Origin of the sequence: Tabrizicola oligotrophica, assembly GCF_011008935.1 — a bacterium.
In the GTDB taxonomy this organism is placed as follows: domain Bacteria; phylum Pseudomonadota; class Alphaproteobacteria; order Rhodobacterales; family Rhodobacteraceae; genus Tabrizicola_A; species Tabrizicola_A oligotrophica.
The window spans coordinates 1-21,268 of sequence record NZ_JAAIVJ010000021.1; the positions used below are offsets into that span (position 1 = coordinate 1).

Here is a 21,268-nt window from a genome sequence, read left to right on the forward strand (position 1 = left end):
CCCCCCTGCAGCCGGTTCAGCACCTCGAAGATCACCACCATGATCACCAGCGCCAAAGCCACATTCCACTCCGCAGCCCGCGCCCGACGCGCAGGATCATATCTTAGGCCGCCAAGCCCGTGGGTCGCTTCTGCCACCGCGCGTTCCTTCCCTGAATTGAGACGATGCAATGCCCGCGACCGCAGCGGACACCGAAGCAAAAGGCCGGGGCGGCTGTCGCCAGCCCCCCCGAAACCTGTCTGAACTGTATCAGTTCTTGGCCAGATAGTCGGCGACATTCGCCGGGGTGACGAGTTCGAACGGCACCCAGACCTTCTGCTCCACCGCCTCGCCCCCGGCGAGTTTGGTGGCGGCGTCGAGCGCGCCCGCGCCCTGACCGGCGGCGTTCTGGAACACGGTCACATCCAGCTCGCCCGCCTGCATCGCGGCCAGCGCATCCTGCGTTGCATCCACGCCGCCGACCTGCACCGTAGCCATGTCGATGCCGCCGGCCTTCATCGCCTGAATGGCGCCGATGGCCATTTCGTCGTTGTTGGCGATGACGCCGTCAAAGGCGGCGCCGGTCGAGAGCCAGTTGGTCATCAGCGTCTGGGCTTCGTCACGGTTCCAGTTGGCGGTCTGCTGGTCGATGACGTTGATCTTGACCTTGCACTTGCCGGCCTCGATCACGTCATAGATGTCTTGCGTGCGCTGCACGGCGGCCTGATTGGACAGCTCGCCCTGCATGACATAGACATTGACCTCAGTCTTGCCCTCGGCGGCCCAGTTGTCGCACAGCGCGATGGTTTCCAGCGTGCCGGAATCCGCCTCGTTCGAAGCCACGAAGGCCTGGTTGTCGGGCAGGCTGTCGATGTTGACCGGCTGGCGGTTCACATAGACCAAGGGCACGTTTGCCGCGGCGGCGGCATCCGACATCGCCTGCGTGGCGCTGGTGTCGACCGGGTTGACGACGATCGCGCTCACCCCCGAGGCGATGAAGTTGTTGATCTGGTCCAGTTGCTTGGCCACGTCGTTCTGCGCGTCCTCGATCTGGACCTGCAGACCCGCCGTATCGGCCTGGGCCTGAATGCCGTTGCGCAGGACGGTCAGGAAGTTGTCATCGAACTTTGCCATCGACACGCCGATGCCGTCGGCCATCGCGGTGGTGGTCATCAGCGCGGCGAAGCCCGCGGCCAGAAGCGTCTTTTTCATCTCTCTCTCCCTTGGTGGATGCCGGCACATCCGTGATATTGCCGGAGGGCTCTCTCCCAGAGCCCGCAGTCCTGCACGGGTCAGGCGGCCTTGCGGGCCAGCCCGGCGCGGATGAAATCGAATGAGGCGGCCAGCTGCGCCGCGGGGTCGGCGCAGGCGTGGACCTCGGTCGCGAAGGCCTCGAAGCTGACCGGGCCATTCCAGCCCAGCGCCTGCAGATCGGCGATCTGGGCGATGTTGCCCAGCCGGTCGCCCTCGGTCACCAGAACCCGGTGGGCGTCCTGCATTTCGGCGATGCCGACGCCGGGGTCGGTCACGCCCGAGACATGCACGATGCCGGTATGTTCGGGGAAATACGGGCCGCCATGGGCCAGAGTGTGGTGGAAGGTGTCATGCACCAGCTTGAACCGGCCCTTGGCGCCAAGCGCCTCAATGGCCTCGACTGCTTCGGCCTTGTGGCGCAGGGCGCAGATTTCAAAGCCCAAGGGTTCGACCATGCCGACAAGGCCGTGGTCCTCCAGCATCGGCTTCAGTGCCTTCAGCGCCACGCGCAGCGCCGCCTGGCGTTCGCCGTTGCCCATGCCCAGATTGTCATTGCGCGGGATCAGGCTGACCGCTTCGGCCCCCGCTGCACGCGCGATCCGCATCAGGGCCAGCGCCTCGGCGGCCTTGTCCCCGGACCAGTCGTTGAAGCGCTTGACCTCGGCCAGCGCCAGCAGGCGCAGGCCCTTTTCGCGGATCAGCTCGCCGGCCCTTTCCGGCGCCATGCCGTCGAACAGCGGCTGCGGCAGGTCGTTGCGCAGCTCGATGCCGACGCAGCCGAGGCTTGCCGCAAGATCCACCAGCCCGACAAAGCCAAGCCGCGCCACCGTCATGTGGTTGAGAGCAAACTGGACCATTTCGAACCTCCCGAGCCGTTTTGCCGTTGCGACTGGACCCTGAGAGGAACGCGGTGATTCCGTCAATCACCGGGCGCGGCTTTTCGTCACGCATGACGAAATGGCGCAGGAGGTTTTGATGGTTTTACGTCAAACGGATTCGGGCAGATAGAGATCGGGCTGCAGGAAATGCTGGCCCTGAACCGGGGGCATGCCCTGCGTCACGGTCTCTGCCGCAAGCGCCACAAGATCGGTGCAAAGCCGCGGCAGCGGGGTGCCGATGACCATGGTGACATGGCGCGAAATCAGCGCGGCGCGGCTTTCCGGGGTCAGTTCGTTGACCACCAGCGCCACCTCGCCGGGGGGCCGCGCCTCGCGGATTGCCGCAATCGCCCCCTCCATGCCGCCGCCCGCGCAATAGATGCCGCGCAGATCCTTGTGGCGGCTGAGCAGATCCAGCGTCGCTTCATAGGTCAGTTGCCGGGTCTCCAGATTGACCAGAGTGTCGAGAACCTGGAACTGCGGCGCGTGTTCGCGGAAATAGCTGCGCACCCCGGTTTCGCGCAACTCATGGCCGTGCCAGCGATAGCCACCGACGAAAATCGCAATCTTTCCAGCGTGATGGCTGGCAGTGGCGATCATATGCGCGGCAATTCGGCCGACTTTCAGATTGTTCAGCCCGAGATAGTTCTGCCGCACGCCCTGGCCGAAATCGTTGAGCAAGGCAAAGACCGGAATCCCCTTTGCATTCAGACGGATGACCGCCTCTGTCACTTCGGGATGCGTTACCGCCGTGGCCGCGATGGCATCGACGCGGCCCACCAGCCGCTCCATCTGCGCCACGAAATCACCGGGGCTTTGCGAGGGGGCGTAAACCACCGTCGCCGTGGCGCGCACACCGCTGGCCTGCGCCACGGCGCGTTCGATCTCGGCCTTGAAACTTTGGTAGAAGGCCTGCTTTTCCTTGTGCAGCACCACCCCCAGCCGCAGGCGCGGCAGATCGGCCTGCATGCGCTGCCCGATCAGGGCGGCAGCGTGATAGCCGATGGCCTTGGCCGCCTCATAGACCTTGCGGGCAGTTTCCTCGCGCACCGCCTCGCGACCGTTCAGCACCCGGTCGACGGTGGCGGTGGACAGACCCGCCGCGCGGGCAACGTCCTGTATCGTCGGTCTGCCGGCCATTCCCCATCCTGACGAAATTCAATCACTTCATCCCGCCACCCTGACGGGTTTTGATGTGTTCTGCAAGCCGCCCTCTTTGTGATCGCGGCAAGCTGTGCCTATCGACAGGGCAGACGCGCCGATGGGCAAGGCGGCGCCGCGAGGGAGGAGACAAGATGGCCAAGAGGGATTACAGCCCGTTCGGCGCCGATGCCCGTCAGGCGGTGCAAAGCGGCCTGACGGCGGCAGAGTGGTATCACACCGAGGTGCCGCGCAAGGTGATGAAGGATCTGATGGCGCGGTCGGACAGCCCCGCCATCCGCGATACGCTTCTGCTCTACGGGCTGATGATCGCCTTGGCGGCGGGCGGCATCGCCACCTGGGGCAGCCTGTGGACTGTGCCGTTCTGGCTGGCCTACGGCGTGCTTTACGGCTCGGCCTCGGATTCGCGCTGGCATGAGTGCAGCCACGGTACCGCCTTCCGCACGCCCTGGATGAACAATGCGGTCTACCAGATCGCCAGCTTCATGATCATGCGCAACGCGGCCACCTGGCGCTGGAGCCACGCCCGCCACCATTCCGAGACCTATTTCGTCGGCCGCGACCCGGAGATCGCCGTGATGCGGCCGCCGGAGATGGCCAAGCTGATCCTGAATTTCTTTGGTGTCCTCGACGTCCTCAAGTTCTTCCCGAACCTGATCCGGAACGCCGTTGCCGGACCGACGACGGCGGAAAAAACCTTCGTGCCGCAGTCGGAATGGGGAAAGGTGCAGAAGGTGGCGCTGGTACATCTGGCGATCTATCTGGCCACGATCACGCTGGCGCTTTGGCTTGGCTCGATCCTGCCCCTCATGGTGATCGGCCTGCCGCGCATGTATGGCGCCTGGCATCATGTCATGACCGGCCTCTTGCAGCACGGCGGGCTGGCCGACAACGTGATCGACCACCGGCTGAACTCGCGCACGGTCTACATGAACCCCGTCAGCCGCTTCATCTACTGGAACATGAACTATCACGTCGAACATCACATGTTCCCGATGGTGCCCTATCACGCGCTGCCGCGGCTGCACGCGGCGATCAAGGCCGACCTGCCGGCGCCGAACCGCTCCATCGCCGAAGGCTTTGCCGAGATGTGGCCCGCGCTGAAGCGCCAGTTGGCCTATGAGGACTACTTCCTGAAGCGCGAGCTTCCGGCCTCGGCCAAGCCCTACCGCGAGGATTTCCACCTCTATGTTCCGGGCATGATGGCCCAGAACCTGACCCCCAAAGCTGCGGAGTAAGACATGCCCTGGATTGAAGCCTGCGCCACCGATGACATCGACCAGGAAGACCTGATCCGCTTTGACCATGCGGGCCAGACCTTTGCGATTTACCACTCGCCCGACGGGCAGTTCTACTGCACCGAGGGCATGTGTTCGCATGAGAAGGTGCATCTGTGTGACGGGCTGGTGATGGATCATCTGATCGAATGCCCGAAACACAACGGCCAGTTCGACTATCGCACTGGCGAGGCGATGCGCGCCCCGGTCTGCGTGAACCTGAGAACCTTCCCCGTGAAGGTGGACGGCGAGCGCGTCTTCATCGAGGTGGCGTGATGGCGCGGCTGACAGTCAGGGACCTTCTGGACCAGCGCGGCAAGCATCCGTTCGCCATGCTGCGGGTCGAAACACTGGACGAGGCCGAGGCGGCGGCCAGGGCGGGGGTGGAACTTCTGTCAGTGCCGCCTGCCATGGTCTTTGACCGCCGCCTCCGCGAGGTGGCACCCGACGCCTTCATCTTCCCCGGCGACAATTTCTATGAGATCGGCACGACGGATGATTTCCTGCACTGGGCCTTTCCGCTTTATAAACATGGGGCGGATGCCTTCTATTGCTCGGGCGCGCTGGCCACGATCCGCGCCATGGCCGATCACGGGTTGCCGGTCTGCGGCCATGTCGGGCTGATCCCGTCGAAACGCACCTGGACAGGCGGGTTCAAGGCGGTGGGCAAGACGCTGGAAACCGCGCAGTTGGTCTGGCAGCAGGTCAGGGCGGCCGAAGCGGCCGGGGCCTTTGCCGTGGAAATCGAAGTGGTACCGCAGTCGATCACCAAGGCGATTGCCGAAAAGACCGGGCTGTTCCTGATCTCGATGGGGGCCGGGGCGGCGGGGCATGCGCAGTATCTGTTCAGCGATGACGTGCTGGGCCAGAACCGCGTCCGTATCCCGCGCCATGCCAAGGTCTATGCTGACTTCGCTGCCGAACAGGACCGCCTGCAGGCACTGCGGGTCGAGGCGATGGGCCGCTTTGCCCGCGATATCCACGACGGCGACTATCCCGCGCCGCAACATCTGGTGGATTGCGACAGCGAGGTCGTCGCGGCCTTCCGCGACTGGCTGGATCAGGCAACCCGCTGAGCATGTCTCCCGCCGGACCATGCCCGGCGGGGGCGTTTTCTGTGGCCGCTATCCCAGCACGCTGGCCAGCATCACCGGCTGGCCGCTCCGGGCCGATTGCGTGGCCGCCTCGGCCATGGCAAGCGCCGCCACCCCGTCGGCGAGCGTCACCGGCAGCGCCGAGCCGGTCTGCACCGCGCCGACAAAGGCCGCCCATTCCGCCGCATAGGCGGGCATGTAGCGTTCCAGGAAGAAATAGGTGGGTTTCGCGCCGGTCACGCCCGCCGTCGTCGACTTGACCACGGTGTTTTCCAGCATGTTCTGCGCCTGCAACAGCCCCTCCGAGCCCAGCAGCTCGACGCGCTGGTCATAGCCGTAAACCGCCCGGCGCGAGTTCTTGATGACGGCGATGCGTCCGTCGGCATAGCTGAGGGTGACGACCGCGGTGTCGACATCGCCCGCCTGCCCGATGGCCGGATCGACGATGGAGCTGCCAACTGCCGAGACCGCAACCGGCGCCGCGCCCATCAGGAAATTGGCCATGTCGAAGTCATGGATCATCATGTCGCGGAAGAGGCCACCCGAGACCTTGATATAGGCGACCGGCGGCGGCGCGGGGTCGAAAGAGGTGATCGACAACAGTTCTGGCTTGCCGATCTCGCCCTTGTCCAGCGCCGCCTTCAAGGCCGCGAAGTTGGGATCAAACCGGCGGTTGAAGCCGATCATCACCGGCCGGCCCGTCGGACCCACCGCCTTCTGGCAGGCCAGTGCGCGGGCAAGGCTCAGGTCCACCGGCTTTTCGCACAAGACCGCCTTGCCGGCCGCCGTCGCCCGCTCGATCAGGTCGGAATGGGTGTCGGTCGAGGTGGCGATCAGCACGGCATTGATGGCCGGGTCGGACAGGATGGCCTCGGTCGCCCGCGCCTCGGCGCCATATTGCGCGGCAAGGCGCGCGGCGGCCTCGGCGTTGATGTCACTGACCGCGACAAGGCGCGAGCCGGGATGGGTGGAAATCGCGGTGGCATGGACGCCCGCAATGCGGCCGGCGCCCAAGAGTCCTACGTTCAACATGGTTGGTCCTTTCTGTCATGCGTGCGCCGGTTTCAAAAGAAGGCGCCTCCCCTCCCCCACGGTGGGGAGGGGCCGGGGGTGGGGGGCGCCGGGCACAACGTCAGCCCCCCTGCCCAGCCCTGCCCCACAAAGCGGGGAGGGAGGCGCAACAGGTCAGAGGTTCAGCCCCGTCACCAGTGCGGCGAACTCCTCGTCCGCCATGGCAACATTGTGCTGCGGCTGCGGATAGGCGCCGGAATTCACATCGGCGATGAACTCCTTGAACGCCGCCACCCGCTCGGTTTGCAGCCGGGCATATTCGGCGGCAAAGTTGCGATAGGTCTTGGCGTGGCGGGGGCGATGCCCATCGGTGCAGCCCAGCACGTCCTCGGCGAAAAGGTACTGCGCATCGGCGCCGGGGCCGGCCCCCATGCCCAGCAGGATCATCGGGGTGTTCTGCGAGATCAGCGCGCCCAGCCGGTCCGGCACCACCTCGAGCTCGGCTCCGAAGCAGCCGATGGCCTCCAGCCGCTTCACATGGTCCCAGACCGCCCGCGCCTCAACCGCGGTCTTGCCCACCGCACGCCAGCCGGTCCAGGTGATGTAGCTCGGGATCAGCCCGACATGGGCGACCACCGGCATGTGGTTGTCGCAAAGCGCCTTCTGGATGTCCAGCGACGCGGCGCAGTAGAAGCAGTCGCCCCCCATCGCGGTGAATTTGAAGGCCGCGCGCAGGTAATCCTCGGCGGTGGCCAGCCCGCCATAGGGGCCGAAGGGCAGGCCGACCTGCACGAAGCAGCGCCCCGCCGCCGCGCGCATTTCCGGGCTGAAGAAGCGGCTTTCGATCGACAGCATGTGAATGCCCGCCGCATCGGCCGCCGCCGCCTCCTCGGGCGTGGTGACGTAAAGCATCGAGATCTTTTCGCCGCGCGCCTTCATGGCGCGCATGTCGTGGACGGTCGGGCGGTTGGCTTTGTGGACCATGGGTTACACCGTGAAGGCTGTGCGGAAGGCTTCGAGGGCAGCCTCCTCGTCGCCCTTGGCGAAGGCCTCCATGCCGACGGGGCCGGCATAGCCCATGCCTTTCAGCGCGCGGGCAACACCGGCATAGTTGATCTCGCCGGTCCCCGGCTCGCAGCGGCCCGGATTGTCGGCGACCTGCACCTCGCCGATCCAGGGCAGGCAGGCCTCGGTCCAGCGGATCAGGTCGCCCTCGCCGATCTGGGTGTGGTAAAGGTCAAGGTTGATGCGCAACTCGGGCCGGTTCACCGCCGACACCAGCGCCAGCACCTCGGCGGTGGCGCCAAAGGGGCAGCCGGGGTGGTCGATGGGGTTCAGGTTTTCCAGCGTGAAGGTCACGCCCTCGGCCTCGGCCAGATCGCAGAGGCGCTGCAGGGTGTCGCGGGCGCGGGTCATCATGCCGGGGGCAAAAGACCCGATCCGGGGGATCGGCACGCCCATGTCGCCCAGACCCGTGCCATGCAGGTTCAGCCGCTGCACGCCAAGGCGCTTGCCGACCAAGGCCGTCTCTCGCGCCGAAGCAAGCAGCATCTCTGCCCCCTCGGCATCGGTCAGGCGGCCCTGAAGATAGCCGTTCATGATGGTGAAGGTGGCCCCGGTTTTCACCAGCGCCGCCACGTCCCAGGCGGGCCAGTTCCACAGGCCGACGCCAAAGCCCATCTCTTTCAGGCGGGCCGCGCGCCACGCCATCGGGCGGTCGCGCCACAGCATTTCGGCGCAGGCGGCAAGTTGGAAGCTCATGTCAGATCTCGATGTAAACCGCACCGTCTTCCACTTTCACGGGAAAGGTGCGCAGGTTGACGCAGGCGGGCGCGCGTTTCGCCTCGCCGGTTTTGTAGCAGAAGGTTGCGTTGTGCTTGGGGCATTCGACAGTGCCGTCCATCACGAGGCCATCGCCGAGATGCACCTTTTCGTGGCTGCAAATGCCGTCCATGGCGTGAAAGGTATCGTCTTCCGATCGCACGATGATGAAGGTCTGGCTGCCATGGTCGAAGCGGATCAGGTCGTCCGGTTCGATGTCATCGGGCGCGCAGGCGCGTATCCAGTTGGGCATGGGTCGGCTCCGGTCATTCTGCGGGGGGTGGGGGGTGGCCGTCATGGCTGGCCATGAAACCCTCGATTTCGGCTTCAAGGCTGGCCATCGAGGCGCCGCCCGCCATCAGGTCGGTGATTTCCTCGCGGGTCTTTTCGCCCTTCTTGAAATCGGCGGCGACCGCGCCGCGGATCAGCACGGCGAAGTGGTCGCCCACCGCCATGGCATGCATCACCTGATGGGTGATGAAGATCACGGCAAGGCCCCGGCGCTTGGCCTCGTTCACGATGCGCAGAACGTGGGTGGCCTGTTTCACGCCCAAAGCGGCCGTGGGTTCGTCCAGGATCAGCACCCGCGCCCCGAAATGCACCGCCCGGGCGATGGCGAGCGATTGCCGCTCCCCGCCCGACAGCCCGCCGACCAGCCGGTCGCCGTCGGAGATGCGGGTGATGCCCATGTCCTGCACCGCCTTCACCGCAATCGCATTGGCGCGTTTGCGGTCATAGACCCGGAACGGCCCCCAGCCCCAGGTCGGCTCCACGCCGACGAAAAAGCTGCGGCCGATGGACATCAGGGGAAAGGTGCCGCCGAACTGGTGGACGGTGGAGATGCCGGCCTCGGCCGCCACGCGCGGGGTGGGGAAGCTGACGGGTTGGCCGTCCATCTCGATCATGCCCGAGGACGGTTGATGCACCCCCGACATGATCTTGATGAGCGTCGATTTTCCCGCGCCGTTGTCGCCCAGCAGGCAGAGCACTTCGCCGGGCTTCACCTCCAAGGTGATGTCATGCAGCACATCAATCGGACCAAAGGATTTGTTCACACCCCGCAGGGCCAGGATCGGGGCGGTCATACCTTGGCGCCTTTCTTCTTGGTGGTGGCCGACAGCGCCATCTTGCGGAAGGTGTTGTTCATCAGGACAGCACCCAGCAGCAGCACACCGATGATGAGCGAGGACCAGTTGCGGTCGAAATCGGTGTAATAGATGCCTTGCGTCACGATGGCGAAGGTGATGGTGCCAAAGAAGATGCCGACCACCGAGCCGAAGCCTCCGGTCAGGAGCACACCGCCGACCACGACCGAGATGATGGCGTTGAAGATGAAGCTCTGCCCGCCCGCCACCTGCGCCGAGTTGTAAAGGATCGCCTGGCACATGCCGACAAAGGCGGCCGAGGTGGCGGACAGCACAAAGAGGATGATGGTCAGCCGGTCAGTCGGGATGCCGGCATTCCGGGCCGAAACCTTGTCGCCGCCCATGGCGAAGATCCAGTTCCCGAAGGGCGAGACGTGAACGAAGAAGATGTAAAGCGCGCTCAGGCCCAGCCACCACAGCACCATGACCTGCAGCTGCCCGCCAAGGACGAAATCACCGAACAGCGCTTTGGCCGGGCCCTCTACAGTCAGGGCGACCGAAGTGGATTTGGTGATGAGCACCGTCAGCCCCAGCACGATGCCCTGCACGGCGAAAAGGCTGCCCAGCGTCACGATCAGCGAGGGTACGGCGGTCTTCACCACCAAGACGCCGTTCACCAGACCGACAATCACCCCGAACGACAGCGCCACAGCAACGCCCAGCCAGATCGGCAGGCCGTAATGGCCCGAAATGACCGCCACCGTCATCGCGCCAAAGGGCACCATGGCGCCGACCGAAATGTCGAGTTCGCCCGCAATCATCAGCAGGCCAAGCGGAATGGCAATGACGCCAAGGTTCGCCGCCACGTTCAGCCAGCTGGCCATGCCCGCCGGTTTCAGGAAGGTCAGGCCACCGAAGATGGCAAAGAAGACGAGGACGGCGATCAGGCCAAGGGCGGCCCCGGCCTCGGGGCGGCGCAAGAGGCCGCCGGGGGAAAATGATGCGCTCATGGGGGTGGTCCTTTGAAAGACAGGGAAAACGAAGGCCGCAAAGGCGCCTCCCCTCCCCCTTGGTGGGGAGGGGCCGGGGGTGGGGGCGGGCGACGCTCCCGCCCCCGAAATGCCTCAGCGCGCGCCCAGTTTCACGCCCGCCAGCGTGGCGTCGATATTGCCGGCATCGACGATGCCCGGCCCGGTCAGCACCGGAAAGACCGGCAGGTCGGTGCCGAAGTCGATGTTGGCGGCCAGAAGGCTGACGGCGAGATAGGATTGCAGATAGGGCTGCTGGTCGATGGCAAAGGCCTGGGTGCCGGCCTTGATCCGGTCCAGCCCGGCCTGGTTCATGTCGAAGGAGCCGAGTTTGGTCGCCCCGGTCTTGCCGGCCTGCTCGACCGCGATTGCGGCGCTGTCGGCATCGCCCGCGCTGATGGTGATGACGCCGTCGATGGTCTCGTCCTTCAGCAGTTCGGCCTTGATCGCCTCGGCCACGGCCGTCGCATCGCCGAACGAAGTCGAGGGCAGCGGCAGTTGCGCACCTTTGCCGCCCTTGCCGGTGATGCCGTCGATCACGCCCTTGCAGCGGGCCTCGATGTTGGCGGTACCGGGCAGGGTGTTGATGCACAACACGTTCTTCTGGCCCGCACCGGCGAAATATTCCCCCCCCGCGACCCCGGCGACATATTCATCAGAGCCGACATAGTTGATGGCGCCAAGCTCGGTGGCCTTGTCGGCCCCGCCCGCGTTCATCAGGATCACCTTGATGCCGGCGGCCATGGCGTCCTTGATCGCCGGATCTTCCGCCTCGGGCACCCAGTTCGGGATCACCAGACCGTCGACCTCCATGCTGATCGCGGTGCGGATCAGCTGCACCACATCGGGGGCGAAGTTGTCGTAGTTCACCAGCCGCAGATAGGTGACAGTGCCGCCATTGGCCTCGACTGCGGGGGTGGCGTCGTCGATGCCCTTCTTGATGATGTTCCAGAAGGCGTCATCGTTCGAGCCGCCCACCACCGCGATATCCGCCGCCATCGCCGCCGAACCGGCAGCCACCAGCGCAGTGGTGGCCAAGGCCCTGGCAAAAGTTCTCATGAAAGCCATTCGTCGTCTCCTCCCTTGATCCGTCTCTCCCGACGGGTTGCAGTTTCTGTCGTCTCGCGCGCCCGTCCCGGCCCGCCTCCTCTTGCGGGGTTTCCGGTCGGGGTATTCCTGAAATCTCTGGGCGGCCTCAGGCCCCCGATTTCGCATTCATCCGGGCCTTCTTCTTCTGGAAGCGGGCGTTCATCCGCGCCTCGCCCTCTTTCGAGCCGTCGTGCCAATAGCCGAACCACTTGTCCAAAGGGATCAGCCCGTCGCCACCGTAGTTCACCTCGAAATACTTGTGGTGCAGGTAATGGGCATAGGCATGGCTATCGAGCGCCCGGTCCTCGGTCAGTTCCAGCTTGTCAAAGCCGATATGGCCGTTCACCGCGCCAAACCCCGCCACATGCAACTGGAACAGCGCCACGATCGGGTTCGACGGGATGACGAGATGCCAGAAGGCCACCGCGTGATAGAGAAACGCCTCCACCGGATGCATCGACAGCGAGGACCAGGGCGAGGGGTTGACCGAGTTGTGATGCACCGAATGCACCCATTTATACAGGATCGGCACATGGATCAGCCGGTGGATCAGGAAGAAATGCACCTCGTGGATCGCGGGCGAGATCAGCGTCAGCACCCCCAGCCACAGCCAGTTGTCCGACCAGGACAGCCACGGCACATAGCCCGCGGCGAAGGCGTGCAGGAACAGCACCTGCACCAGCGTCCACAAGGGGATCGAGACGAAGAACGACCGCAGGAAGTTGTCGATGTTCTGGCTCTTGAACCAGAACACGTCCGAAGGCTGCTCGGCCGGAAACTTGCCGTTGTACTTGAACCGCGTGCCCTGCTTCTTCTTCACATACCAAAACAGCTCTACCGCGCCGTAAAAGACGAAGATCGCCGCGGCGTTGACCGCGTAAAGCCACAGCGCCCAGCCCCAGCCGAGGGTCCGCATCACCTCGACATCGGGCACCACGAAGACCCACCACGCCAGCGCGGTTGCCATGTGAAAGGCGTTCCACGGCCAGAGATATTCCGGAATCCAGGCCAGCACCTTGGGCAGGCTGAAGGGTTTGCGCCAGAACGGCGGCAGCTCCAGCCGGGCGGCGGGCGCCCAGTCGCCCCGCTTGTTGCGGCTGCCGAACTTGAGGTCGTCCATAGGCGTCTCTCCCCTTGCCTTCCGCCCGAACCAGGCCAGCCCGCATCCCGCGCCCAAGGGCAGCGGACCGATGCTTTGCGGCCTTGATCTGTCGGATGTCGTCTTTTCCGCCGACGAAGGCCGTTGCGTCCGGCCCGTCGCGTTGAGGGGAGATAAACGCCTTGACGTGGATCAAATCAAGTATTCATGATATCGGTAATGCAATTCGTATCATCCATGTCATTCACGGGTGATAATGATACGAAAAGGATCTTGAAATGCGCCGCCCCACGATTCCAGACCTTGCCGAAGCTGCGGGCGTGTCGATCGCCACGGTGAACCGCGTGCTGTCGGGGGCCGCGAATGTCCGGCTCGCCACGCGTGAGCGGGTGCAGCAGGCGGCCGAGGCGATCGGCTTTTACGGTCTGGGCAGCATTCAGGCCCGGGTGTCTGCCGCCCGGCCCCGGCTGCGCTTTGGCGTGCTTCTGCTGCAACCCTACCGGCCGTTCTACCAGAACGTCGCGCAGGCGCTGGAAACGGCCGCGGCCGAGGCAACGGCGGCCGAGGTCGAGTTGCGGGTCGAGTTTCTGGAAGACCTGTCGCCGCAGAACACCGCAGCCCGCGCGCTGGCACTGGCCGAACACTGTCAGGCCATCTGCATCACGACCGCGGTCCACCCGGTCGTGATCGAGGCGCTGGAGCGCATCCAGGCGCAGGGCATTGCGGTCTTTGCCCTGATCTCGCAGCTGTCGGCAACCGGGCAGTTTCACTATGTCGGGCAGGACAACTGGAAGGTCGGGCGCACTTCGGCCTGGGCCTTTGCCCATATCTGCAAGGAGCCCGGCAAGATCGGCATCCTGATGGGCAATCCGCGCTATCGCAATCAGGAGATGAACGAGACCGGCTTCCGGTCCTATTTCCGCGAACATGCCCCCGGATTTACCCTGCTGGAGCCGATCTCGACCTTCGAGGCCGCCGCCGTAGCGCAGGAGATGACCGAGAAGCTGCTGGCCGATCATCCCGATCTGGCCGGGCTTTACGTCTCGGGCGGCGGCATCCGCGGCGCGCTGGCGGCGCTGCGGTCCAGCGGGCGGGCGGGGCAGATCGTTGTGGTGGGCTATGACCTGACCGACGTGACCCGCGCGGCGCTGCTCGATGGCAGCATGACGCTGGTGATTTCCCACCCCCTCGCCCGGCTGGCGCGCGAGGCCATCGGCGGCATGATCCGGGCCAGCACCGGGCAGGAGGGCAACCAGACCAGCATCGTGCCGTTCGAGATCTACACGCGGGAAAACATCTGACGGCGGCTTCAGTCGAGCGGCAGCTCGGTGGTGGATTTGGTCTGGCGCAGCACGAAACTGGTCATCGCATTGCGCACGATGCCCGACGCCAGAAGCCGCCGCATCAGGAAGCGCTCCAGATCCTCGGCATCGCGGGTGACGACCCGCAGGATGTAGTCGAAACCGCCCGTCACCCGCGCGCATTCCAGAATCTGCGGCGCGGCGCGGACAAGGGCGTCGAACTGCGCCACGGTCGGCTCGGTGTGATCGGTCAGCGACACCTGCACATAGGCCTGCGCATCCAGCCCGAGCTTGGCCGCATCCAGAAGCGCCACCTGCGCCCGGATCACCCCCAGATCCTCCAGCCGCTTCAGCCGCCGCCAGGCCGGAGACGAGGTCAGCCCCGCCGCTTCGGCCAGATCCTGGGTCGAGGCGCGGGCGTCAGCCTGCACAAGGCGCAACAGACGCCTGTCGGCTTCGGCAAGCTCGATTCTTGGCATGATTTTGCGCCCCTGCGGTATAATGAGAAATCCTGTTTCACATCAGGACTGCAGCGCCCGAAGATCGGCAAGCTTTTTCTGCGGCTTCGGCAAAAGCTGCAAGCGCGAACAGAGAAGGAGGCTGTCATGCCGAAATCCACCACATATGTCGCCATGCCGCCCGACGCCGAAGGCAATGTGCCCTATTCCGCAGCCGACGATTCCGTCTGGCACGACCTTCTCGAACGGCAGATGCCCTCGGTTCAGGCCCGCATGGCGCGGCCCTATCTTGACGGCTTGGCGCGGCTTGACCTGCCCACCCATCGCGTCGCCCAATGCCGCGAGGTGTCCGAGCGGCTGCGTGCCACCACCGGCTGGCGGGTGGAGCCGGTGCCGGCGCTCATCGCCTTTGGCCGGTTCTTCCGGCTGCTGGCCGACCGCTGCTTTCCCGCCGCCTCGTTCATCCGCCGGCGCGAGGATTTCGACTATATCGAGGAGCCCGACATCTTTCACGAGATCTTCGGCCATACCCCGCTGCTGACCGACCCGCGCTTTGCGGCCTTCAGCCAGGCCATCGGCGAGGCCGGCGTGAAGGCCGACAAGGCCGATTACGCCTGGCTGATCCGGCTTTACTGGTTCACCATCGAATTCGGCCTGACGCGCGAGAACGGCGTGCTGAAGGGCCTGGGCTCCGGCCTTGCCTCGTCGATTGCCGAGCTGCAATGGGCGGTCTCGGGCCAGCCCGAGCTGCGGCCCTTCGACGTGATCGACATCCTGCGCACGCCCTATCGCATCGACATCCTGCAGCCGGTCTATTTCGTCATCGACACCCTTGACGACCTGTTCGCCGCCGCCCGGCGCGACCTGCTGGCCGATGTGGCCAAGGCCCGCAGCCTTGGGCTGCATGATCCGAAATTCCCGCAAAAGGTGGCCTGAGCATGACTGTCTGTGACCTGACCAACCGCGATTGCGCGCCCTGCCGGGGCGAAGGCGAAGTGCTGGCCGATCCGGCCGCGCGACTGTCCGCGCTGCATCCCGACTGGCGGCTGGACGGCCAGCGCCTGACCCGGCGCTTTGGCTTCAAGGGCTTTGCCCGCGCGGTGCAGATGGCCAATCTCGCCGCCTGGCTGGGCGAGAAGCTGGGCCACCACCCCGACGTGGGCTTTGGCTGGGGCTGGTGCGAGGTGACCTTCACCAGCCACGAGCTTGGCGGGCTGAGCGACAATGATTTCATCGCCGCCGCCCGGCTGGATGCCATCACCGGCTGAACGCGCCTCGCTTGCGCCGCAATTCCGCGGCGGTTGGTTGACAGGCGGACAGGTCCGCCCGCCCGCGTCACCCGGCACGTCGCAGCGCCGTTGCAACAGGCGGTCGCAACCCTCGATTGCGGGTCGTTCTCCAGCACAATCAACGTTGAAATGGATGCATGCAAGCGGTACTGTACCTTGAAGATTGTCGATTTTGGAGCTTCGCGTGCAAAAACCGGCAGACGGATTGTCCGAAGCGTGGAATTCTCGAGCAACGGCATTTTCTGTAGGCCTGCTCTGCGATCTTCTGCAAACCCCGGATGCCGAGGCGGACGCGGCGGCGGCGGTGGCACTGGCCCGGCTTGCCGGCTTTGCTGGCGCCGATCGCGCCTGTCTGGTCCGCCTGGAGACCCCGGGCAGCCCGGAGATCGCCGCAGACTGGGACGCAACCGGCGTTCAGGGCGGCAACCGCTGGGGTCATGACATCGTGCAGGCCGCACCCGCCGACTGGCTGTCGGCCCTGCGCGGCGGCGAGCCGGTGGTCGTTCCCGCCATTGCGGCCCTGTCGCCGGATTTGCAGCCCCTCGCGTCGCCCGGGACCGCCCCCGACGGCACCCCCGACGGTACTCTGGCCCTGTTGCCGCTGGCCGAGGCAGGCAACCTGTCTGGCCTCGTGATCTTGCAGGCCCGGCACGCGGACAACAGCCTTGCCGGCAACGACTTCCGGGCCCTTGCGCCGGTCACGGCCGGCGTGATGGCGCTGTTGCGCCGTGCGGATGCCGCCAGGTCGCGCACCACCGGGGCCATGGCCTACAGCCGCCTGCAGGCGATCCTCGACGCGATCCCTGACATCGTCAGCGAAGTCGACGCCGACGGCCGCTACACCTACATGCACACCAGCCGCCCGGAAGAACTGAAGGACCCGGTCGAAGACATGCTCGGCAAGACCGTTGAAGAGGCCTTGCCGGTCGAAATCGCCATCCAGCGCCGCGAGATCATGAGCGAGCTGGACGCCGGGCTGAAACCGGAAAGCCGGCTTTACCCGTTCGACACGGCCATGGGGATGCACTGGTTCCACCTGACTGCGGCGCGGCGCGCTCCGTACGGCCCGGATGACCGGCACGGCTATCTGTTCATTAGCCGCGACGTGACCCGCGAGTTTGAAGAACAGCGCACGCTGGAACGGCTGAGCGAAGTCGCCAAACGCTCCAGCAATCTGGTGATCGTGACCGACACCGAAGGCCATATCGAATGGGTGAACGAAACCTACGAGCGCCACACCGGCTATTCGCTGGACGAGGTGCGCGGCACGCGTCCGGGGGCCGTGCTGCAGACCGACAAGACCGATCCCGCCACCAGGGCGCGGATCAGCGCGGCCCTGCTGGCCTGCAAGCCGGTCTCGGTCGAGATCCTGAACCAGAAGAAGAACGGCGAGGAATACTGGGTCCAGCTGGACATCAAGCCCCTGCTTGACAAGGACGGCCGGCATACCGGCTTCATCGGCATCCTGATCGACCTGACCGAGCGCAAGCAGAAGGCGGCAGAGCTTGAGGCCATAACCCGGCAAGCGCTCGCGGCGCGGCAGCGCATGACCGAGGCCATCGAATCGCTGGACGACGGGCTTATCCTGTTCGATGCCGACGATCGGATGGTGATCGCAAACGGGCGCTACCGGGAGTTCTACGCCGTGGGCGACCAGCCGCTGAACCCGGGCATCCGCTTTGAGGACATCGTGCGCGGCTCGCTGGCACGGGGCCAGCCGCCCGAAGCGGTCGGCCGCGAAGAGGCCTGGCTGGCCGAGCGCATGGCGGCGCATCAGTCGGGCGGGATCATCGGCGAACAGACGCTGCGCGACGGCCGCATCGTGCGCATCTGCGAGCGTCGCACCCCGGCGGGCGAGCTTGTTGCCCTTTATTCCGACATCACCGAGATGAAGGCGGCCGAGCAGCGCCTTCTGGACGTGATCGAAGGCTCGCAGTTCGGCACCTGGGAATGGCACATCTCCACCGGGGTTCAGCAGATCAACGAACAATGGGCCACGATGCTGGGCTACACCTACGACGAACTGCAACCGATGAGCTATGAAATCTGGGAGCGGATGCTGCATCCCGACGACGCCGCGTCGGTCAATGACAAGATCGAGCGTTGCATGACGGCGGGTGTCGATACCTATGAGGCAGAGTATCGGTTGCGCCACAAGGCCGGCCACTGGATGTGGGTGATGGACCGCGGCCGGGTCATTTCGCGGCGCGCGGATGGTGCGGCAGAGTTCATCGTGGGCGTGCAGATCGACCTGAGCGTGCAAAAGGGGCGGGAAGAGGCCCTGATCCGGGCCAAGGCCGATCTGGAGCGGTCGATGGCGGATCGCGCTTCGGCCGAAAAGCGGTTCCTGGACATTGCGTCGGTCAGCGAGGACTGGTTCTGGGAACAGGACAAGGATCTGCGCTTTACCTTCCTGTCGCATCGGGAATCGCTGGATTCAATCGGCGTCCCGACGGAAAGCCTGATCGGCAGCACCTTCAGGGAAAGGGTGGCCGCCAACCCCGACGTGCGCGCCAGCGCCGACTGGGACCAGCTGTTCGCCAGGATCGACGCACGCAAGCCGTTCCGGGATTTCGTCTATCGCGCCCCGTTAGAGGCCAATCAGGACGAACACTGGCTGCGCATCAGCGGCTCGCCGATCTTTGACATCGCTGGCGGGTTCATGGGCTATCGGGGCGTCGGATCGGACGTGACCGACCTTTACATCGCCAAGGCGCGGGCCGAGGCGGCAAGCCATGCCAAGTCCATGTTTCTGGCCAACATGAGTCATGAAATCCGCACCCCCCTGAACGGGGTGCTTGGCATGGCCGAATTGCTGGCTACCTCGCTGGTGGATCAGGAACACAAGCGCATGATCGGCACGATCCGCGAATCCGGCGAGGCGCTTCTGAACATCCTCAACGACATTCTGGACATGTCGAAGATCGAAGCCGGCAAGATGGAACTGGAGGCTGAACCCTTCAACCCGGTCGAGCTGGCCACGCGCGTCGAAGACCTGCACAGCCTGCGCGCCGAGGAAAAGGGCCTGACCTTCGAGCTTCTCACCGGCTCTGGCGCCGACCTGCCGCGCATCGGCGATCCCTATCGGGTGCGCCAGATCCTGCACAATCTGGTCAGCAATTCCATCAAGTTCACCGAACAGGGCGAAGTGACGGTGAAGCTGAGCGGCAAGAAGGACAGGCCTCTGGTCATCGAGGTTCGCGATACCGGCATCGGCATGACCCCCGAACAGGTCTTGCGGCTTTATGAGGATTTCTCGCAGGCCGACAATTCGGTGACCCGCCGCTTTGGCGGCACCGGGCTTGGCATGGCGATCACCCGGACGCTGGTCGAGATGATGGGCGGCGAAATCAGCGTCGAATCCGAGCTTGGTCAGGGAACCACGACCAGAGTTTCGCTGCCGCTACCGGTCAGCGACGCCGCGCTGGAGACGGACAAGGTCGACGCCGAAATGATCTCGCTGGACGGAATGCGCATCCTTGCCGCAGATGACAACAAGACCAACTGCGAAGTTCTCGAAAAGATGCTGCTCCGCAAGGGCGCCCTCGTCACGATCGTCAACGATGGCCAGCAAGCCGTGCAGGCCTGGGCGCCCGGCCGCTATGACGTGGTGCTGCTTGATATCGCCATGCCGGTCATGGACGGCGTGACCGCGCTTCACAAGATTCGCGCACTCGAGGACGAAAGCGGATGCGCGGCCACGCCGATCGTTGCGGTGACGGCGAATGCCATGTCGCATCAGGTGGCGGAATATCTGATCGCCGGCTTTGATTCCTGCGTCACCAAGCCCGTCAACATCACCAATCTGGCCAAGCTGGTTCGTACGCTGGTGCCCTGAGGCAATACCCGGCCCGACAGGAGCCGGTCGGCGGGCCTTCGGGTGCGGCGGGGTTCAGCCCGGCGAAAACCGCGGATCAATCGTCCAGCAGGCTTTCAAGCTCGTCCAGAAACTGCTCCAGCGTCGGCGAAACCCGCTCCCAGGTTTGCAGCGCGGGCATCCCGGCGGCCGCGCCATCGCGCACCGCCCGTTCGACATCGGCGGCGAGCTCTCCGGCATGGGGAAAGCCCAATGTCGCCGCAACGCCGGCAATCTTGTGCGCGAGATCCGCGATCCTGGTCAGCGCCAGCGCCGGCTTGCGGTTGGCCTCAAGATCCTTCTTCAGCGTCTCGAACACCAGAACCCTGTCGCAGATCAGCTCGAGAAAGCGGGCCTGAATGGCTGCCAGCCCCGGCGCGACCGCTTCGCGCGGGGCAGACCCCGGCCGCTCCGGGACAAGGCTCTGCCTGAGCGGGGTCATGCGGCGAGTCCGCGCGTGCCGGGTTTGCCGGCCGCTTTCGGCTGCGCCGTTTCGATGGCCTGATCGAGAATGCGGGTTGGTCTGGTCGAGGCAAAGATCGAGCCGCGCACCAGTTCTCCGATCCGGATCCGGGGCATCGGAATGCGGTCCGCGGTGTAGATGGATTCGAAATCCCCCAGAACGAGGTCGATCATCAGCGCAAGCTCTTCCACGTCGATCGAGAAATTGCGCTGGACAAGGATCACAAAGTTTCCGCCTCCCGCGTAGGACAGCATCACCTGTTCGGTCTTCAGCCCGTCAAGGATTGCCGTCGCCACGTCGCCAAGCATGTTCACGAAGGCCGCGGCATTGGTCTTGCTGAAGATCAGGTCGGCGTTCTCGATGTTGATGGCGAAAGCCCCGACCGAATAGAGCCGCTTGATGCCAAGGGTCAGAAGGTAGTTTTCCAGCGCCAGATATTCGAAGGCGCGATCGACGCCGGGGATCAGCAGCGGGGCGGCAAAATCCACCCGGAACTCCGGCAGGCTGGCGTTCGGGGCGGTCTGCCGCTCCAGCACAGCCATGCGCTGACGCTCGTCATGCAGACGGGCGACCATGCCCATGCGCGCCTTGAGTTCGAGACGGTCAAGCGGCTTGGTGATGTAATCCGTCGCCCCTGCCGTGAAAGCGTCATCGACAAAGCTCTTGCCCGACATCGCGGTGATCATCACGATGGGCGTGCGGCGATAGACCTCAAGCCCGCGCACCGCCTGGCACAGCTGGACCCCGTTGATTTCCGGCATCTGGATGTCGAGCAGCAGGCAGTCGAAGGGGCGCTGCGCGTTGGCCAGCAGCGCCAGCGCCTCGCGAGCCGATCCGGCGGTGGTCACATCGGCATGGCCCTGCGACCGAAGCGTCCGAAGCAGCAACTCCAGAAAGACCGGATCGTCATCGACCGCCAGGATCTTCATCTCATGTTCCTTGCCTGCATATCTGGCCGACCCAGCCCGCCGCACCTGAACATCGGCGCTTTGGCATCGACCGCTCCCGCGCAGAGTGCGAGTCAAAAAGCGGCGAATTTTTGGCGACTATGTGATGAGTTTTCAAGATATTCGCCATGATGCGGCACGGCAACGAAATGGCCCTTGCGGGCCGCCAGCAGGCCAA

21 protein-coding genes are annotated in these 21,268 nt (G+C 65.0%); 7 read left to right on the forward strand and 14 right to left on the reverse strand.

Going from position 1 to position 21,268, the window contains the following annotated elements; translation table 11 throughout:
- Positions 1 to 249: 249 nt before the first annotated feature.
- The 3 genes from G4Z14_RS17775 to G4Z14_RS17785 form a co-directional block, all read right to left on the reverse strand.
- The gene (locus G4Z14_RS17775) at positions 250 to 1,191 is read right to left on the reverse strand and encodes a substrate-binding domain-containing protein (RefSeq protein WP_164628152.1); all 942 of its coding nucleotides are present in this window, start codon (positions 1,189 to 1,191) and stop codon (positions 250 to 252) included.
- 80 nt (positions 1,192 to 1,271) lie between these two features.
- Complete coding sequence (locus G4Z14_RS17780; RefSeq protein WP_164628154.1) at positions 1,272 to 2,090, reverse strand: TIM barrel protein; 819 nt, start codon at positions 2,088 to 2,090, stop codon at positions 1,272 to 1,274.
- A gap of 129 nt (positions 2,091 to 2,219) precedes the next feature.
- Entirely contained in the window at positions 2,220 to 3,251 is a 1,032-nt protein-coding gene (locus tag G4Z14_RS17785) for a LacI family DNA-binding transcriptional regulator (protein WP_164628156.1), read from the reverse strand.
- 155 nt (positions 3,252 to 3,406) lie between these two features.
- Between G4Z14_RS17785 and G4Z14_RS17790 the strand changes: the two genes are divergently transcribed.
- From G4Z14_RS17790 to G4Z14_RS17800, 3 genes are read left to right on the forward strand one after another with little or no spacing between them, the layout of a single operon-like run.
- Positions 3,407 to 4,510 carry a fatty acid desaturase family protein gene (locus tag G4Z14_RS17790; RefSeq protein ID WP_164628158.1) on the forward strand — a complete coding sequence of 368 codons (1,104 nt, stop codon included), beginning with the start codon at positions 3,407 to 3,409 and terminating at the stop codon, positions 4,508 to 4,510.
- A gap of 3 nt (positions 4,511 to 4,513) precedes the next feature.
- A complete protein-coding gene (locus G4Z14_RS17795) occupies positions 4,514 to 4,825 on the forward strand; it encodes a MocE family 2Fe-2S type ferredoxin (RefSeq protein ID WP_164628160.1) in 312 nt (103 codons plus the stop codon).
- Complete coding sequence (locus G4Z14_RS17800) at positions 4,825 to 5,625, forward strand: 3-methyl-2-oxobutanoate hydroxymethyltransferase (RefSeq protein ID WP_164628162.1); 801 nt, start codon at positions 4,825 to 4,827, stop codon at positions 5,623 to 5,625. The genes G4Z14_RS17795 and G4Z14_RS17800 overlap by 1 nt, the downstream gene beginning before the upstream one ends.
- A 48-nt stretch (positions 5,626 to 5,673) precedes the next feature.
- On the opposite strand, the gene iolG is transcribed toward G4Z14_RS17800, so the two are convergent.
- The 8 genes from iolG to G4Z14_RS17840 all read right to left on the reverse strand — a co-directional run bounded on the left by iolG (position 5,674) and on the right by G4Z14_RS17840 (position 12,797).
- Complete coding sequence (gene iolG, locus G4Z14_RS17805; protein ID WP_164628163.1) at positions 5,674 to 6,675, reverse strand: inositol 2-dehydrogenase; 1,002 nt, start codon at positions 6,673 to 6,675, stop codon at positions 5,674 to 5,676.
- 153 nt (positions 6,676 to 6,828) lie between these two features.
- On the reverse strand, positions 6,829 to 7,638 hold the full coding sequence (locus tag G4Z14_RS17810; RefSeq protein ID WP_164628165.1) for a 3-methyl-2-oxobutanoate hydroxymethyltransferase: 810 nt from the start codon (positions 7,636 to 7,638) through the stop codon (positions 6,829 to 6,831).
- Positions 7,639 to 7,641: 3 nt separating this feature from the next.
- Positions 7,642 to 8,415, reverse strand: a complete 774-nt coding sequence (locus G4Z14_RS17815; RefSeq protein WP_164628167.1) for a TIM barrel protein — start codon at positions 8,413 to 8,415, stop codon at positions 7,642 to 7,644.
- A 1-nt stretch (position 8,416) separates the two neighbouring features.
- A complete protein-coding gene (locus G4Z14_RS17820) occupies positions 8,417 to 8,728 on the reverse strand; it encodes a MocE family 2Fe-2S type ferredoxin (RefSeq protein ID WP_164628169.1) in 312 nt (103 codons plus the stop codon).
- 13 nt (positions 8,729 to 8,741) lie between these two features.
- The gene (locus G4Z14_RS17825) at positions 8,742 to 9,560 is read right to left on the reverse strand and encodes an ATP-binding cassette domain-containing protein (protein WP_164628171.1); all 819 of its coding nucleotides are present in this window, start codon (positions 9,558 to 9,560) and stop codon (positions 8,742 to 8,744) included.
- Entirely contained in the window at positions 9,557 to 10,570 is a 1,014-nt protein-coding gene (locus G4Z14_RS17830) for an ABC transporter permease (RefSeq protein WP_164628174.1), read from the reverse strand. Before G4Z14_RS17830 ends, G4Z14_RS17825 begins: the two co-directional genes overlap by 4 nt.
- Positions 10,571 to 10,684: 114 nt before the next feature.
- Entirely contained in the window at positions 10,685 to 11,656 is a 972-nt protein-coding gene (locus G4Z14_RS17835) for a substrate-binding domain-containing protein (RefSeq protein WP_164628176.1), read from the reverse strand.
- Positions 11,657 to 11,783: 127 nt separating this feature from the next.
- A complete protein-coding gene (locus G4Z14_RS17840; protein WP_164628178.1) occupies positions 11,784 to 12,797 on the reverse strand; it encodes a sterol desaturase family protein in 1,014 nt (337 codons plus the stop codon).
- Between the two features lie 257 nt (positions 12,798 to 13,054).
- Between G4Z14_RS17840 and G4Z14_RS17845 the strand changes: the two genes are divergently transcribed.
- Entirely contained in the window at positions 13,055 to 14,077 is a 1,023-nt protein-coding gene (locus tag G4Z14_RS17845; protein ID WP_164628179.1) for a LacI family DNA-binding transcriptional regulator, read from the forward strand.
- 8 nt (positions 14,078 to 14,085) lie between these two features.
- Here the strand turns inward: G4Z14_RS17845 and G4Z14_RS17850 are convergent, their stop codons facing one another.
- Positions 14,086 to 14,556, reverse strand: coding sequence for an Lrp/AsnC family transcriptional regulator (locus G4Z14_RS17850; protein WP_227751848.1), 471 nt, complete (start codon positions 14,554 to 14,556; stop codon positions 14,086 to 14,088).
- A gap of 126 nt (positions 14,557 to 14,682) precedes the next feature.
- Between G4Z14_RS17850 and phhA the strand changes: the two genes are divergently transcribed.
- From phhA to G4Z14_RS17865, 3 genes are all read left to right on the forward strand, one after another.
- Positions 14,683 to 15,471, forward strand: coding sequence for a phenylalanine 4-monooxygenase (phhA, locus tag G4Z14_RS17855; protein ID WP_164628181.1), 789 nt, complete (start codon positions 14,683 to 14,685; stop codon positions 15,469 to 15,471).
- A 2-nt stretch (positions 15,472 to 15,473) separates the two neighbouring features.
- Positions 15,474 to 15,803: a 4a-hydroxytetrahydrobiopterin dehydratase gene (locus tag G4Z14_RS17860; RefSeq protein WP_227751849.1), complete on the forward strand. Its 330-nt coding sequence runs from the start codon at positions 15,474 to 15,476 to the stop codon at positions 15,801 to 15,803.
- A 205-nt stretch (positions 15,804 to 16,008) separates the two neighbouring features.
- Positions 16,009 to 19,662, forward strand: coding sequence for a PAS domain S-box protein (locus G4Z14_RS17865; protein ID WP_164628183.1), 3,654 nt, complete (start codon positions 16,009 to 16,011; stop codon positions 19,660 to 19,662).
- Positions 19,663 to 19,738: 76 nt separating this feature from the next.
- Here the strand turns inward: G4Z14_RS17865 and G4Z14_RS17870 are convergent, their stop codons facing one another.
- Together G4Z14_RS17870 and G4Z14_RS17875 are read right to left on the reverse strand one after the other, a co-directional pair.
- Positions 19,739 to 20,122 carry an Hpt domain-containing protein gene (locus G4Z14_RS17870; RefSeq protein ID WP_164628185.1) on the reverse strand — a complete coding sequence of 128 codons (384 nt, stop codon included), beginning with the start codon at positions 20,120 to 20,122 and terminating at the stop codon, positions 19,739 to 19,741.
- Complete coding sequence (locus G4Z14_RS17875) at positions 20,119 to 21,072, reverse strand: response regulator (RefSeq protein WP_164628186.1); 954 nt, start codon at positions 21,070 to 21,072, stop codon at positions 20,119 to 20,121. Before G4Z14_RS17875 ends, G4Z14_RS17870 begins: the two co-directional genes overlap by 4 nt.
- Between the last annotated feature and the right edge of the window lie 196 nt (positions 21,073 to 21,268).

What these genes read in the sequence shown, in the direction of transcription:
- G4Z14_RS17775 (WP_164628152.1), bottom strand. Translation starts at nt 1,191, where the DNA reads ATGAAAAAGACGCTTCTGGCCGCGGGCTTCGCCGCGCTGATGACCACC.
- G4Z14_RS17780 (WP_164628154.1), bottom strand. Translation starts at nt 2,090, where the DNA reads ATGGTCCAGTTTGCTCTCAACCACATGACGGTGGCGCGGCTTGGCTTT.
- G4Z14_RS17785 (WP_164628156.1), bottom strand. Translation starts at nt 3,251, where the DNA reads ATGGCCGGCAGACCGACGATACAGGACGTTGCCCGCGCGGCGGGTCTG.
- G4Z14_RS17790 (WP_164628158.1), top strand. Translation starts at nt 3,407, where the DNA reads ATGGCCAAGAGGGATTACAGCCCGTTCGGCGCCGATGCCCGTCAGGCG.
- G4Z14_RS17795 (WP_164628160.1), top strand. Translation starts at nt 4,514, where the DNA reads ATGCCCTGGATTGAAGCCTGCGCCACCGATGACATCGACCAGGAAGAC.
- G4Z14_RS17800 (WP_164628162.1), top strand. Translation starts at nt 4,825, where the DNA reads ATGGCGCGGCTGACAGTCAGGGACCTTCTGGACCAGCGCGGCAAGCAT.
- iolG (WP_164628163.1), bottom strand. Translation starts at nt 6,675, where the DNA reads ATGTTGAACGTAGGACTCTTGGGCGCCGGCCGCATTGCGGGCGTCCAT.
- G4Z14_RS17810 (WP_164628165.1), bottom strand. Translation starts at nt 7,638, where the DNA reads ATGGTCCACAAAGCCAACCGCCCGACCGTCCACGACATGCGCGCCATG.
- G4Z14_RS17815 (WP_164628167.1), bottom strand. Translation starts at nt 8,415, where the DNA reads ATGAGCTTCCAACTTGCCGCCTGCGCCGAAATGCTGTGGCGCGACCGC.
- G4Z14_RS17820 (WP_164628169.1), bottom strand. Translation starts at nt 8,728, where the DNA reads ATGCCCAACTGGATACGCGCCTGCGCGCCCGATGACATCGAACCGGAC.
- G4Z14_RS17825 (WP_164628171.1), bottom strand. Translation starts at nt 9,560, where the DNA reads ATGACCGCCCCGATCCTGGCCCTGCGGGGTGTGAACAAATCCTTTGGT.
- G4Z14_RS17830 (WP_164628174.1), bottom strand. Translation starts at nt 10,570, where the DNA reads ATGAGCGCATCATTTTCCCCCGGCGGCCTCTTGCGCCGCCCCGAGGCC.
- G4Z14_RS17835 (WP_164628176.1), bottom strand. Translation starts at nt 11,656, where the DNA reads ATGGCTTTCATGAGAACTTTTGCCAGGGCCTTGGCCACCACTGCGCTG.
- G4Z14_RS17840 (WP_164628178.1), bottom strand. Translation starts at nt 12,797, where the DNA reads ATGGACGACCTCAAGTTCGGCAGCCGCAACAAGCGGGGCGACTGGGCG.
- G4Z14_RS17845 (WP_164628179.1), top strand. Translation starts at nt 13,055, where the DNA reads ATGCGCCGCCCCACGATTCCAGACCTTGCCGAAGCTGCGGGCGTGTCG.
- G4Z14_RS17850 (WP_227751848.1), bottom strand. Translation starts at nt 14,556, where the DNA reads ATGCCAAGAATCGAGCTTGCCGAAGCCGACAGGCGTCTGTTGCGCCTT.
- phhA (WP_164628181.1), top strand. Translation starts at nt 14,683, where the DNA reads ATGCCGAAATCCACCACATATGTCGCCATGCCGCCCGACGCCGAAGGC.
- G4Z14_RS17860 (WP_227751849.1), top strand. Translation starts at nt 15,474, where the DNA reads ATGACTGTCTGTGACCTGACCAACCGCGATTGCGCGCCCTGCCGGGGC.
- G4Z14_RS17870 (WP_164628185.1), bottom strand. Translation starts at nt 20,122, where the DNA reads ATGACCCCGCTCAGGCAGAGCCTTGTCCCGGAGCGGCCGGGGTCTGCC.
- G4Z14_RS17875 (WP_164628186.1), bottom strand. Translation starts at nt 21,072, where the DNA reads ATGAAGATCCTGGCGGTCGATGACGATCCGGTCTTTCTGGAGTTGCTG.